Raw genomic sequence first — 14,229 nt, forward strand, 5'->3', positions numbered from 1 at the left:
TTTTGAATAGCAACCGACTTTTCTTCATTGATGCTGTACGTGCATTCGCTATTTTGATGATGCTTCAAGGGCATTTTATCGATACGCTTTTAAATCCGATTTACAGAGATGAAACTAATTTAGCTTACCAGATCTGGTCGTATTTTAGAGGCATTACTGCGCCAACATTTTTCACCATTTCTGGATTGGTTTTTTTATATCTGTTATTAAGAGCAAAAGATAAAGGCAATGATTATTCAAGGATTAAAAAAGGCTTATACAGAGGTTTGTTACTCATTCTGATTGGTTACGCCTTGCGTATCAATGTTTTTGGCTGGTTTAGCGGTGAATTCCATAGCTATGTATTCGTTATCGATGTGCTACAATGCATTGGATTATCACTTATTATACTTATTGGCTGTTATGTTTTATTTCGGAAACATGTTCGAATATTATCCCTGTTGCTGCTAATTTTGGGATGTTTAAGTTTTTTATACGAGCCTCTATATCGCAGTTTAGATTTGAGCCATATCCCAAAATTATTTGCCAATTATATGACGAAAGCTAACGGTTCAATATTTACAATTTTACCATGGTTTGGATTTACAGCTTTTGGTGGATTTCTGGCGACTGTTTTCTTTTCACACGTCCACAGAAACAGATTCCGATTGATTACAGTGGTTTGCTTTTTTATCTTCGGAAGCTTATTCATTGAATATTCGTCCTGGTTTTTAATGCGACTGTATTACTGGACAGATATTGAAGTGTTCAAATCGTCTGCATATTATAATTACTTGTTTACACACTTCGGAAACGTACTCGTATTATTTGGCGTTTTTTATGCAGCAGAACCATTTTTGAAGGGATCACTTATTGGAAAAATCGGACAAAAAACCTTATCGATTTATGTCATACATTTTATGATTATCTACGGAAGCTTTACTGGAATTGGTTTAAAACATTTCTTTTCCAAATCGTTAACACCAACAGAAGCAATATTTGGAGCTGTGAGTTTTATGATTATAGTTTGTCTTATTTCCTTTTATTACGTGAAGACTAATGCATTTATTTATAAAAATGTAAGACGATTGATTAAAACGATAAGACATTGAATATTCATAGCGTTTTTCTAAATCCTGTTCTGTGTTGTGCTTATTAGAACCTTATTTTAGCACTACAAAAAAATCTTTGAGTCCACTTAATATACTTTGCACAGCGTAAGCAGCTAAGATCAGGCCCATCACCTTACTAATTACAGTAATCCCGTAAGCTCCGATTCGTTGTTGTACAAGACTTGCTGTCAGTAAAATTAGCATAGTAACCATAATCACAATAAAGACTAATGCTGTGGTAATAGCTTGCTGTTCAATTGGATAAATGTTATTATCGGTTAACAAAACGACAGCCATTATAGCACCTGGTGATGCGATTGATGGTATTGCGACTGGAAAAATTGTAACATGTTTGTAATCGTTGATTAAATGTTTTTCAGATTCTGGCTTACCTTCTCCGAAAATCATGGTTAATGCAAACAGAAATAATATGACACCTCCTGAAATTTGAAACGCGTCTAACGTGACATCCATTCCATCAAGAATTAATTGTCCGACTACAATAAAAAACAACAAAATAAGAAATGCAATAAAGGATGCTCGGATGGCCACCTTCTTCCTATGCTTCTGGTCTAATTGTTTTGTAGCTTCAAGAAAAACCGGAACTGACCCAAGCGGATCGATTACTGCTATTAAAAAGAAAATTTTGGTTATAATGGCCGCAATCATTTTATTGTTTTAAATATTCTAAAACATTAGCCTCTATCCTACTATGAATATCAGTCACATCAGCTTTAACAAAAGGTTCTCCCATAATATTCTCATAGAGTTCGATATAACGTTCGCTAACGCTTTCAATATAATCATCACTCATTTCAGGAACGGTTTGTCCTTCAAGTCCTTGAAAATTATTAGCAATTAACCACTGACGCACAAATTCTTTTGATAATTGCTTTTGTGGTTCGTTTTTATCCTGACGTTCCTGATAACCATCAGCATAAAAATAGCGCGATGAATCTGGTGTATGGATTTCATCAATTAAGACAATTTTGCCTTCTTTCGTTTTTCCGAATTCGTATTTGGTATCTACTAAAATTAAACCTCTGGAAGCAGCGATTTCTGTTCCTCTCTGGAAGAGTTTACGTGTATAATCTTCTAAAACTAAGTAATCTTCTTCAGAAACAATACCACGTTTTAAGATATCTTCTCTTGAAATATCTTCATCGTGGTCTCCCATTTCTGCTTTGGTTGCAGGTGTAATAATTGGTTCAGGAAATTTATCATTTTCTTTCATGCCTTCTGGCAGTTCTACACCACACAACAATCGTCGTCCAGATTTATATTCACGAGCCGCATGACCAGACATATAACCACGAATGACCATTTCAACTTTAAATGGCTCGCATAAATGACCGACAGCCACATTAGGATCTGGTGTTGCTGTTAACCAGTTAGGCACCAAATCTTCAGTCGCTTTCATCATACTTGTCGCAATCTGGTTTAGAATTTGCCCTTTATACGGAATTCCTTTTGGCATCACGACATCAAAAGCCGATAAACGATCGGTGGCAATCATCACCAATTCTTCATCATTGATATTGTACACTTCTCTGACCTTTCCTTTGTAAACACTTTTCTGGTTAGGAAAATTAAAATTGGATGCTATGATGGTGTTACTCATTATTGTTTAGGTGTTTAGGTGTTTAGGTGTTTAGGTGTCAAAATTATAAATAAAATATATTTTCTAACGATAAAGCCCTAGCCCAGATTAAGGCATTTGTTGGAGCTCCTCGCAGAGAGCGACTGCCGAAAGCTGGATGAGCTTCAAATTAAAAAATTAATCTCTATTCTCAATACTCTTATAAGCTTCAATGACTTTCTTGACCAATTTATGACGAATCACATCTTTATCGTCGAGGTAAATCATGCCAATGCCTTCTACATTTTTAAGTACGAGTAAAGCTTCTTTGAGTCCGGAAATGGTTCGTCGTGGCAAATCGACCTGACCAGGATCACCAGTTAATAAAAACTTGGCATTTTTTCCCATACGTGTCAGGAACATCTTCATTTGTGCATGCGTCGTATTTTGACCTTCATCTAAAATCACAAAGGCATTATCTAAAGTTCGTCCACGCATAAACGCCAAAGGTGCAATTTGAATGGTTCCATTTTCGATAAAACTCGCTAATTTTTCTGCGGGAATCATATCACGAAGTGCATCGTACAAAGGCTGCATGTAGGGATCGAGTTTTTCCTTTAAATCACCAGGAAGAAATCCTAAATTTTCACCAGCTTCAACAGCAGGACGTGTTAATATAATGCGTTTGACCTCTTTATTTTTTAAGGCTCTTACAGCCAAAGCAACACCTGTATAGGTTTTTCCTGTTCCAGCAGGACCAATAGCAAAGACCATATCATTGACACGCATACTTTCAACCAGCTTCCGTTGATTTACCGTTTGTGCTTTAATAATTTTACCATTAACACCATGCACTATGGCTTCGCCACTTTGAGTAGATGTTGTATAATCGTCGCTACTCTGACTTGTTAATACACGCTCTATGACATTTTCGTCAAGCTTATTATACTTTCCAAAATGTTCCATAAGCATGTTCATACGACGATCAAATTCTTCAAGCAAGTCTTCATCACCATAGGCTTTAATTTTGTTGCCTCTGGCAACAATTTTAAGTTTAGGAAAGTATTCTTTGAGTATTTTAATATTGGCATTTTGGGCTCCAAAAAATTCTTTTGGAGTAATTTCTTCTAGTTCTAAAATAAGTTCGTTCAAAAGCTATTCGATTTATAAATTAATCTGTTTTCTTTTATTAGTTTTGTGATGAGAAAAAATGAGGCTCATTTCATAACATCTCTACCAAAAATAATTAAACTATTTAACTCATTAGGTTTTCCTAAGATTAAAATATTGATTAGTTTTTAACAGTTTTGATAAACATTATAAAAGCGTATTAATCTATTAAATTATTTGTTGCAGTTTAGCTATGGCAATCATCACATTAACAACCGATTTTGGAGAAAAAGACCACTTTGCTGGTGCTATAAAAGGCGCCATTTATAGTGAATTGTCTGATGTGAAAATTGTTGATATCTCACATTCCGTTGCGCCTTTTAACGTTCCTGAAGCCGCTTATATCATTCAGAATGCTTATAGCAGCTTTCCTAAAGGCACTATTCATGTGATTGGAATTGATTCTGAACTCAATCCGGAAAACAAACACATAGCCGTTCAACTTGATGATCACTATTTTATATGTGCTAATAATGGCATTATGAGTATGATTTGCAGAGACATTGCACCACAAAAGATTGTTGAAATTAACATTCACGATCGTGTAGCAACCAGTTTCCCTGTACTTGATGTCTTTGTTAACGTTGCTTGTCACATTGCTCGTGGAGGCACTTTAGAAGTTATTGGTAAGGTCATTGAAACGATTAAACCGATTAAAAATTTGATTCCGTTTGTAAATGACGAACGAAATCAAATTATTGGTAGTGTGATTTATATAGATAACTATGGTAATGTCATTACGAATATCAAGCGTGGCTTTTTTGAATCGATACAAAAAACGCGTAATTATGAGATTTCTGCTCGTAGCTATAAGTTTAAAAGAATCTATGATAAATATAGTGATGCTATTAATTTTGATATTCCTGAAGAAAAGCGATACGACGCTGGTAAAGGTTTAGTCGTGTTTAATTCATCTGGATATTTAGAAATTGCTGTTTATAAAAGTGATAGTAGTACTGTAGGAAGTGCTTCCAGTTTAATGGGATTAAAATTACGAGATACAGTGACTGTAAATTTTGTTGCAACACCTGTAACACCTAAAGGAAAAGAAGTTTTAGAACGATAAGTTATGTTTGTACGAATTGTAAAAATGGGATTTGAACCTTCTAAAATTGATGAATTCCTCTCCGATTTTGAAGCTGTTAAACATCAAATCAGAGCCTTTGAAGGTTGTCAATTTTTAGAGCTTTATCGTGATAAACACAATACGAACCAATTTTTCACGTATAGTTACTGGAACTCTGAAGCCGATTTAGAACAGTATAGACATTCCGATTTGTTTAAAAGCGTTTGGGCAAAAACCAAACCCTTGTTTAATACAAAACCTGAAGCTTGGAGTGTGGATAAGGTGGTTACCTTAAAATAACTGAATTTATGACTGAAACCGAACTTAAAAAAGCGTGGAAAAAAACAATGACACCATTTGTTGTTTTTGTTATTTTATTGATAGTTTCTGTTCTTTTTAATCGGCTTGGAAGTAAAAAACCTACACCTCAAACGGTTAGCCTCTTTGCGTCGGTATATAGTTTAACATTTACTATCTTTTACGGCATTAAAATCGTGTTATTCAGAAAAAAATTGAAACAGCTAAACAACAATTAAATGATTGCCATACTTAAAAAAGAAATCAATTCGTTCTTCGCTTCACCCATTGGCTATTTAGTCATTGCTGTGTTCTTATCGATAAATGGCTTATTTCTATGGCTTTTTAAAGGTGAATTTAATATTCTAGATAATGGCTTTGCAGACTTATCAAGCTTTTTTTTACTGGCTCCATGGATTTTGATTTTCCTTGTACCAGCAGTGACTATGCGAAGTTTTGCTGATGAAAAAAAACAAGGCACATTAGAATTATTACTCACCAAACCTATCAGTCATTTACATATCGTTTTTGGAAAATATCTTGGAGCTTTTATTTTAATACTAATGGCTTTAATTCCGACCTTACTGTATGTTTATACCATTTCAAAATTAGGAAATCCTGAAGGCAATTTAGATATAGGCAGCGTTATGGGTTCGTATTTTGGATTGCTGTTTTTGGTTGCTGCTTACACTGCTATTGGTGTCTTTGCTTCAAGCCTGACAGATAATCAGATTGTCGCCTTTATTACTGCTGTGTTTATTAGTTTCTTCTTTTATTTTGGATTTGAAGGGCTTTCAAATTACAATCTGTTTGGAGATGCATTTTTTATAGAAAAACTAGGCATGGAATCTCATTTTAAAAGCATGAGTCGAGGAATATTAGATACCAGAGACATCATTTACTTTTTGAGTGTAACTGCCTTATTTTTAACGTTTACAACGTTAAACATTAAACGTGCTAATCAATGATAATTACAATTCCATTAGTCATATTGATGTGTGTTGTATTTGTACTTGTCTTTTTGTTTGTAAAAACAATTGATAAACGTAAATGGCTCACGTTATTTGTGAGTATAATGATAACCCCTTTTATCTATTTTTATGGCGTGTATCCTATGATTAATATTTTTAGCAATTACCATCATCAGAAGTATTTTTCTTCGGAATTATGGATTGACAAGCCATCACTTCGTTATGAACTATCTGATGATTTGATGGCATCAGAAGTATTAATTGGAAAAACAAAAACTGAAGTCGAATCGCTTTTGGGAACTTATGAATGGTTAAGTTGGAATGACTTCAACAAAGATCACGATACTAATAAATGGAATTATAGTTTAGGAATTGAGCCTGGTGCATTTAATACTGAAAAAGAATGCGTTGAGATTGTATTTAGCAATGATAAAGTCATTTCTATTAATCCCTTTAAAGAACCTATAAAATTTGATGATTAAAACTAAAAAACATATCCTAATTGTATGCATCACATTGATAATTATCATTGTAATCAACTTGATTTCCAAACAAGTATACAAGCGGTTTGATTTAACAAAAGACAAACGTTACACCTTATCTGAAGCAGCCAAGCATACTATTGCAACTGTTGAAGCACCTTTAATAATTGATGTGTTTTTAGAAGGTGATTTCCCTTCAGAATTCAGACGACTACGAAATGAAACGCAACAGATTCTTGAAGAATTTTCGGTAGTAAACAGTAACTTGATATTCAATTTTATTAATCCTTTAGAGGATAAATCTACACGAGAACAAAACATTCAACAGCTGGCGCAGCGTGGCATGCAACCGTTTCAAATCACAGTTCAGGAAAATGGAAAAACATCACAAGAAGTTGTTATTCCGTGGGCATTGGCAAGTTATAATGAACAAACGGTAATTGTTCCGTTAATCAAAAATAAAATTGGCGCTTCGGATCAAGAGTTAGTTAATGGCTCCATTCAAAATTTAGAATATGTCTTTGCTGAAGCTTTTAAAAAATTAGTGAATCCAAAATCAAAAAAAATAGCCGTATTGAGAGGAAATGCACAACTTAGAGATGCATACATGGCTGATTTTCTTCAAAAACTAGGTGAGCACTATTTTTTAGCACCTTTTACATTAGATAGCGTTGCTGTTAATCCTCAGAAAACCTTAAATGATCTTAAATCATACGATTTAATAATTTCGGCAAAGCCAATGGAACCTTTTTCCGAAGAAGAAAAATACGTCTTAGATCAATACACAATGCATGGCGGAAAAAGTCTTTGGTTAACAGAAGCTATTGTAATGGATAAAGATAGTCTGTACAGCAATTCAGGTAAAGCTGTAGCCGTAAATAATGATTTAAATCTCAATGATTTTTTCTTTAAATATGGTGTGCGAATCAATCCAGTAATGGTTAACGACCTCTACTCGGCTCCAATTACTTTAGCCATAGGAGAAGGCAGTAATGCGCAATTTCAACCTGTACAGTGGCCATATTCACCTTTAGCAGCTAATAATCCGAATCATCCTATTACGACTAATATTAATCCGGTACGTTTTGATTTTGCCAGTCAGATCGATACGTTAAAAAATTCAGTAGATAAAACCATTTTATTAAGAAGCTCTCAATTGACGAAATTGGTCGGAGTTCCTAGTGAAGTGGATTTAGAAATTGTAACTAAAGAACCAGATCCAAAAACGTATGTAGATCCGTACCAATCACTCGCTGTTTTGTTAGAAGGTGAATTTACTTCTGTTTACGAAAATAGAGTTAAACCATTTCAATTAACTGATGATAAAACGAAGAGTACCTCAACAAAAATGATTGTAATTGCCGATGGTGATGTGATTAAAAATGATGTTATTAAAAATAAGCCTCAGGAACTCGGTTTTGATCGTATGACTGGTCGCAGGTTTGGCAATTCAGAATTTCTAGAGAATGCGGTTAATTATTTGTTGAATGACGACGGATTGATGGACATCAGAACAAAAGATATTGCGCTTCAATTTTTAGATCCACAGAAAATTGAAAAGGAGAAAACCCAATGGCAAATTATCAACATTGCTTTACCTCTTGTAATCTTAGCCATTTTTGGTTTTAGTTTTAATTATCTACGAAGAAAAAAGTATCAATAGGCATATAAAAAAAGACCACAAACTAGTTGTGGTCTTTTATTTACTATGAAACGCAAGCTATTATTTTACAATAAGCTTTTTCACGCCTTTTTTATTTCCACTATTGATTTCTACAAAGTAAATACCTGCTGATAAGCTGGTCGTATTTACAATCTTTCTATCCTGTGAGTTAAATGCTTTAGAGATTAAAGCTCTACCATTAAGATCATAAACTGCAAGTTTAACGTTACTACTTTGATTTTGCAGTGAAAACTCGAAGTAATCTTTTGCAGGATTAGGGAATAACTCGAAACCTTCCAACGTATTCTCAGTGATACTTAGTGGTCCTGCTGTTTCACAGAACTCTATCGCAAAGTTAGCTAAAGCGCCACCATCATTATCAAATCCGTCAATAACTCTTAACGTCCAATCTCCAGCAGAATTTTCAGTAATAAAAGGAGACATTAAATTTTGTGCTCTTAAAACACCTGTAACAGCTGGTGTTGCATCTGCGCATTCAAAAGCAGCTCCACTATCGTCAAATATCACATTGATGTTATTAGAATCGCCACATGCACCATTCATTAAAACAACTTCAGTTCCTGAAGGACTAATTAAACTTATTGTTAAATCTGCCAACCACGTATGGGTTAAAGCCACTGTAACATTGATATCACCAATCAGAACATTATCTGCTGGTGGAATCGTTATAACCGATTGAATTTCATTTGGTACAAGACTGATACCTATTGGAGTATCTTGAGCTGTAGCAATACTAGAGCAATTAATACTTTCTGTGGTAAAAGATGCATCAGAGAAATTCCCTTCTACACATTCTGAAACTGGCTTAACTCTCCAATAGTATTGTGAATTATCGTTTAATCCTGGAACAGATACATTGGTTTCAGAAGTTGTTGTTGAAAAAATAATTTCTGAAAAATCAGAGGCAGATGATACCTCAACTTCATATTGCGTTGCATTAGCTTCCGCATCCCAAGTCAAATTAGGATAAATAAACACATCTGTTTCTCCATTATTAGGATAGTTTAAAGTTGTAGTATTTATAGGAGCAGCACTTAAAACTTCTAACTCCATATCTGTTTGCTTTGTGAATGAACCTCCAGAACCAACTACTGTAAAAGGATAAATTCCAGCCGCAACAGTACTTAATCCTGAAATTTCAAGAATAAAGTCTTCATCTGCAGTGATTACTGATGGTGTAAAAGTAGCAACAGCACCTGCAGGCAAACCTGTCGCAGATAATGTTGTTGGCCCATTATAAGATGCATTAGATTCATAATTAAACTCAAATTCTGCAACTTGATCAGCACAAGAAACTTTACTAATGTTATCTGGTGTAAATGTGAAATCAGATTCAGTAATTCCTGTAGCAATTAAAGAAAAATCTTGTGATCCATCTAGTAAAGTCCCCATATGAGTGACTCTTATAATATAATCACCAGCAGGAACATCAATCTCAACTTTTTCAACATTATCAACATCGTTTACTTGTTTAAAAGGCGCTGATGATGTAAATCCAGGAATGAATCTCCATGGATAATGTAACGTACCATTAGTATCTTCTAAAACGACATTTAAATCGTTAACTAATCGCGGTGTAGTATCATCTTCAATAGAAGAAATATTCCCTGCAGGATCAGTCCAAGCGATTGTTACTACAAGAGGATCCACTCCATTTGAAGTTACCGTTCTTGTATATGTTCCAGAATTATTAAGGGTAAGCTCTTCTATAAGAGATTCATAGCCCTCATGTAATATGGCCTCAGCAGCAGCTTCAGCATTTAGCAAACCCCAACCAAATCTATAATCCGGACCTGGCGCAGAGCCAGCTTCAGAAGCAGTTTGAATAATTAGTGCTCTAATCGTAGCAGACTTCATGAAATTACCATGGATATCGCCATATAACTCTTGCAATAGCGCCAAAGTTCCAGTAACACTTGGAGCTGCCATTGAAGTTCCATTATAAAATGCATAGGAATCATTACCATTGGCATCTGATGAGTATGTATTTACACCTTTTGCAGATATATCTGGTTTAACTCTACCGTCATCAGTTGGTCCCCAACTACTAAAATTCGACATTACAACGCTACTTGGGCCAGTGTAATTATTTACTTGGTTTACTGCTGCAACAACAATATTATTTTTTGCGCATTTATTTCCAGTTAAAAGATCATATCCATTATCTGAAGAATTAACACCTGTATTTCTATCATTTCCGGCGGAATACACAGGCATGTAATACGGTGTATTGTATAATAATTGGTCTAATGATCTCGCTGCATTAGAATACGTCCCTAAAAAAGATGTTGTCACGTTTCCAGCTGGCACACCATAAGAATGATTTGAAAGCAGAAGTCCTGCCGCAGCTTGTGGAGTCATTTCACCTAAGTCATTATCAAAATCGTTTGCATGCAATGTTGCTTTTGGAGCCATACCCTTGGCAGAAATTTCTGGATCACCAGATCCAGCTATTGTTCCCGAAACGTGTGTTGCATGGCTACTAAGAGCATTTGCATCATCAACTTGCTGAACTCTCCCCTGTAACAACTCATGTGACTGTAAAACTATACCTCCATCCCATACGCCAACAATCATGCCTTCGCCTTCAATTTCTAGATCCAACGGACTTGGCCCAGGATATAACCTGTGTGCTCTAACCGTTCGTCCAGCGCCTTGGTTGGTTGTTGATGTATAAAGTAATGATCCGTCTTCCAATACTTTATGAAGTACCGCTATTCCACCATTTTCTTTTTCAACATATACTGGAATATTATTAGCAGCAGCATAAGCCTTTGCAGCTTCGAAGTCTTCTTCAAAAGTTCTTGTGTATTCAAGAGCAAGCTGTGCTAATAACTCTTGATCATAAGTGTCAGCTATAGCTTTCTTTTGGGCAGGTGTTTGTGCAAACAAATTAAAAGATAGACACAAGCATAAGATAAGTACAACATGTACTTGGCAAGTAAGTTTTTTCATAATAAGTTATTTTTTTTTATAAAATTAATTCATTTTCAACAATAAAACTAACAAGTGTTAATTAAAAGGATTTTTTTTAACGAAATCAATATTTTTTTACAAGAATAAAATATAATAGTCAAGTGTTAATAAAATTGTATAAATAAGGTTTACGTTTATCACTTTATTAAAATATATTTGTTGTTCAATTTTTTTATATAAAACACATGAAATTTATAGTATCCAGTACATATTTACTCAAGCAATTACAGGTTTTAGGTGGTGTTATTAATAATTCTAACACATTACCTATTTTAGATAACTTTCTTTTTGAATTAAAAGATTCAAAACTTACAGTATCGGCAAGTGATCTTGAAACGACAATGTCATCTACTTTAGATGTTGAAAGTGATGAAGATGGAAGTATTGCTTTACCAGCGCGTTTGCTTTTAGATACCTTAAAAACATTTCCTGAGCAACCGTTAACCTTTGTTGTAGAAGATAATAATACTGTTGAAATCAGTTCTAATCATGGAAAATATGCATTAGCTTATGCTAATGGAAATGAATTCCCTAAAGCTGTCGTACTCGATAATCCTAGTACAACTACAATTGCAGGTGATATTTTAGCGACTGCGATTAGTAAAACGATTTTTGCAGCAGGAAATGACGATTTGCGTCCAGTGATGAGTGGTGTGTTTTTTCAATTTTCAACAGAAGGTTTGACATTTGTTGCTACTGATGCGCACAAACTGGTAAAATATACACGTGAAGATGTGACTGCAGATCAAGTGGCAGAATTTATAATGCCAAAAAAACCTTTAAATCTTTTAAAAGGAATTTTAGCAACAAGTGATGATGTCATTACAATTGAATACAATGATTCTAATGCGAAATTTACTTTTGAGAACTCTGTATTGGTATGTCGTCTAATTGATGGAAAGTATCCTAATTACGAAGCTGTTATTCCAAAGGAAAATCCTAATAAATTAACTATTGACAGAACACAATTTTTAAATTCTGTTCGTCGTGTAAGTATCTTTTCGAATAAAACAACGCATCAAATCCGTTTAAAAATTGCAGGAGCTGAATTAAATATTTCTGCGGAAGATATTGATTACTCAAACAAAGCAGAAGAACGATTAACTTGTGACTACCAAGGCGATGATATGCAAATTGGTTTTAACTCTCGTTTCTTAACTGAAATGCTTAATAACCTTAATGCTGATCAGGTACAGTTGGAAATGAGTTTACCTAACAGAGCAGGAATCTTAACACCTATTGATGGTTTAGATGAAGGTGAGCAAGTGACCATGTTGGTTATGCCTGTAATGCTGAATAGTTAATTATAAAGCAAAACATTATATAAAAGTTTAAAAACGCACACTTACATAGTGTGCGTTTATTATTTGTAATACTTAAAAAAGTATCATTAATAGTTTTAATTACATGACTTACTTTTATTAAATACTATGGATTCGTTTACTCAAATTGTATTAGGGGCAGCTGTTGGTGAAGCTGTTTTAGGAAAAAAAATAGGAAATAGAGCACTTTTTTATGGTGCTCTAGCTGGAACAATCCCTGATTTAGATGTACTTGCTTCTTATTTTACGGATACGGTTTCTGCGCTTTCTATACATCGTGGATTTACACATTCCATTGTCTTTTCGATACTTTTTGCACCTCTTTTTGGCTGGATAGTTTCCCGCTATGAAAAGTTTAAAAGTTTTAAAGGTTGGTCTTGGTTATTTTTCTGGGCATTTGTAACACATCCCATTTTAGATGCTCATACGACTTGGGGAACTCAATTGTTTTGGCCTTTTAAGATACGATTGGCCTTCAAAACAATTTTTGTTATTGATCCCCTCTACACCATACCCTTTTTAGTATTTCTAATTCTTGCTATAAGACAAAATAGATCCTCTAAAAAGCGTCAATTTTATAATAAAACAGGTATAATCGTCAGTTCGACATATTTAGTATTAACGTTTTTTTTAAAATGGTTGGCGTTTACTCAATTTCAAGATGCTTTGAAAGAGCAACAAATAGATTATAGACAATTAGATACTAGGCCTTCTCCTTTAAATACTGTTCTTTGGAGTGCTAATGTGGAAACTAAAAATTCTTATTTACTCGGAAATTATTCTTTTTTTGATTCAAAACCCATCACTTTTGAAACCTATCCTAAAAATCATGGGTTTTTAGGAAGTCTAATTGAAGACAAAAACGTAAAACGAATGATTACAATTTCTGAAGGATGGTATACAATTACTAAAAAAAATGACAACCTATATTTTAACGATTTACGATTTGGGCTTTTAAGTATCGAACCAAATTCTGAAAAATTTGTATTTCAATATAAGTTAGATGTTGATGAATTTGGTCACGTTTTGTTTACCGAAGAACCAAAAGAAAATCGCGATGCAAAAAAATTATTATCTGAATTATGGATGCGATTAAAAGGAAATTAAATATTTCAACCAAATCAATAGATATCAATCTAAAACGAAAAAACGCGCACTTAATTAAGTGCGCGTTCTTATTTACCTCTTTATAAAATATAACTAACTAATAAAATTAAGAGATAAAGGATATCTTGGTGTTTCACCATGGCTAGCTTTTACAGCATTGATAATGGGATATATAAATGATAACAGACATAAGATGAGTAATCCTACAAACCCTAATCCAAATGCCAATATTAAAGGAATACAGATTAAACTGTAAATTAACATACTAATCTGAAAATTTAAAATATGCTTTCCTTGTTGATCCATTTTATACACATTGTCTTTTTGAGTTAACCAAATAACTAATGGCACTATGAGTCCACCGAAGCCTGTTATAAAGGTTAGTAATTGACTCAAATGTGTTAAAACGATAAGTTGATTATCTTGTCTCATGATTAAGTGATTATTTTGATTGAATACACCTATTGGACGCAAATCAATTAAA

At 34.0% G+C, this 14,229-nt stretch carries 13 protein-coding genes; 8 read left to right on the forward strand and 5 right to left on the reverse strand.

Annotated features, from left to right (window positions below):
• Nucleotides 1-2: 2 nt before the first annotated feature.
• Nucleotides 3-1,091 carry a heparan-alpha-glucosaminide N-acetyltransferase domain-containing protein gene (locus TD18_RS05255; RefSeq protein WP_052461049.1) on the forward strand — a complete coding sequence of 363 codons (1,089 nt, stop codon included), beginning with the start codon at nucleotides 3-5 and terminating at the stop codon, nucleotides 1,089-1,091.
• 51 nt (nucleotides 1,092-1,142) lie between these two features.
• Here TD18_RS05255 and TD18_RS05260 read toward each other — a convergent pair whose 3' ends face one another.
• The 3 genes from TD18_RS05260 to TD18_RS05270 all read right to left on the reverse strand — a co-directional run bounded on the left by TD18_RS05260 (nucleotide 1,143) and on the right by TD18_RS05270 (nucleotide 3,822).
• Nucleotides 1,143-1,757, reverse strand: a complete 615-nt coding sequence (locus TD18_RS05260) for a MarC family protein (protein ID WP_040249783.1) — start codon at nucleotides 1,755-1,757, stop codon at nucleotides 1,143-1,145.
• Between the two features lie 4 nt (nucleotides 1,758-1,761).
• A complete protein-coding gene (locus TD18_RS05265) occupies nucleotides 1,762-2,712 on the reverse strand; it encodes a phosphoribosylaminoimidazolesuccinocarboxamide synthase (protein WP_040249463.1) in 951 nt (316 codons plus the stop codon).
• Between the two features lie 156 nt (nucleotides 2,713-2,868).
• Nucleotides 2,869-3,822, reverse strand: a complete 954-nt coding sequence (locus TD18_RS05270; protein WP_040249466.1) for a PhoH family protein — start codon at nucleotides 3,820-3,822, stop codon at nucleotides 2,869-2,871.
• A 211-nt stretch (nucleotides 3,823-4,033) separates the two neighbouring features.
• Here TD18_RS05270 and TD18_RS05275 point away from each other — a divergent pair, with 211 nt between their 5' ends.
• From TD18_RS05275 to gldG, 5 genes are all read left to right on the forward strand, one after another.
• On the forward strand, nucleotides 4,034-4,906 hold the full coding sequence (locus tag TD18_RS05275; RefSeq protein WP_040249468.1) for an SAM hydrolase/SAM-dependent halogenase family protein: 873 nt from the start codon (nucleotides 4,034-4,036) through the stop codon (nucleotides 4,904-4,906).
• A 3-nt stretch (nucleotides 4,907-4,909) separates the two neighbouring features.
• Nucleotides 4,910-5,206, forward strand: coding sequence for a putative quinol monooxygenase (locus TD18_RS05280; RefSeq protein WP_040249472.1), 297 nt, complete (start codon nucleotides 4,910-4,912; stop codon nucleotides 5,204-5,206).
• Nucleotides 5,207-5,442: 236 nt separating this feature from the next.
• The gene (gldF, locus tag TD18_RS05290; protein ID WP_040249479.1) at nucleotides 5,443-6,171 is read left to right on the forward strand and encodes a gliding motility-associated ABC transporter permease subunit GldF; all 729 of its coding nucleotides are present in this window, start codon (nucleotides 5,443-5,445) and stop codon (nucleotides 6,169-6,171) included.
• Complete coding sequence (locus TD18_RS05295; RefSeq protein WP_040249482.1) at nucleotides 6,168-6,656, forward strand: hypothetical protein; 489 nt, start codon at nucleotides 6,168-6,170, stop codon at nucleotides 6,654-6,656. The genes gldF and TD18_RS05295 overlap by 4 nt, the downstream gene beginning before the upstream one ends.
• Complete coding sequence (gene gldG / locus TD18_RS05300; RefSeq protein ID WP_040249485.1) at nucleotides 6,649-8,319, forward strand: gliding motility-associated ABC transporter substrate-binding protein GldG; 1,671 nt, start codon at nucleotides 6,649-6,651, stop codon at nucleotides 8,317-8,319. The genes TD18_RS05295 and gldG overlap by 8 nt, the downstream gene beginning before the upstream one ends.
• A 60-nt stretch (nucleotides 8,320-8,379) precedes the next feature.
• Here the strand turns inward: gldG and TD18_RS16600 are convergent, their stop codons facing one another.
• The gene (locus TD18_RS16600) at nucleotides 8,380-11,295 is read right to left on the reverse strand and encodes a S8 family serine peptidase (protein WP_084205848.1); all 2,916 of its coding nucleotides are present in this window, start codon (nucleotides 11,293-11,295) and stop codon (nucleotides 8,380-8,382) included.
• 206 nt (nucleotides 11,296-11,501) lie between these two features.
• On the opposite strand from TD18_RS16600, the gene dnaN reads away from it, so the two are divergent.
• Together dnaN and TD18_RS05315 are read left to right on the forward strand one after the other, a co-directional pair.
• Nucleotides 11,502-12,620: a DNA polymerase III subunit beta gene (dnaN, locus tag TD18_RS05310; RefSeq protein ID WP_040249489.1), complete on the forward strand. Its 1,119-nt coding sequence runs from the start codon at nucleotides 11,502-11,504 to the stop codon at nucleotides 12,618-12,620.
• A 126-nt stretch (nucleotides 12,621-12,746) separates the two neighbouring features.
• Nucleotides 12,747-13,745 carry a metal-dependent hydrolase gene (locus tag TD18_RS05315; protein WP_040249492.1) on the forward strand — a complete coding sequence of 333 codons (999 nt, stop codon included), beginning with the start codon at nucleotides 12,747-12,749 and terminating at the stop codon, nucleotides 13,743-13,745.
• A 93-nt stretch (nucleotides 13,746-13,838) separates the two neighbouring features.
• On the opposite strand, the gene TD18_RS05320 is transcribed toward TD18_RS05315, so the two are convergent.
• Complete coding sequence (locus TD18_RS05320; protein WP_040249790.1) at nucleotides 13,839-14,177, reverse strand: DUF4870 domain-containing protein; 339 nt, start codon at nucleotides 14,175-14,177, stop codon at nucleotides 13,839-13,841.
• Between the last annotated feature and the right edge of the window lie 52 nt (nucleotides 14,178-14,229).

Source organism: Psychroserpens mesophilus (assembly GCF_000826645.1).
Taxonomy (GTDB): domain Bacteria; phylum Bacteroidota; class Bacteroidia; order Flavobacteriales; family Flavobacteriaceae; genus Psychroserpens; species Psychroserpens mesophilus.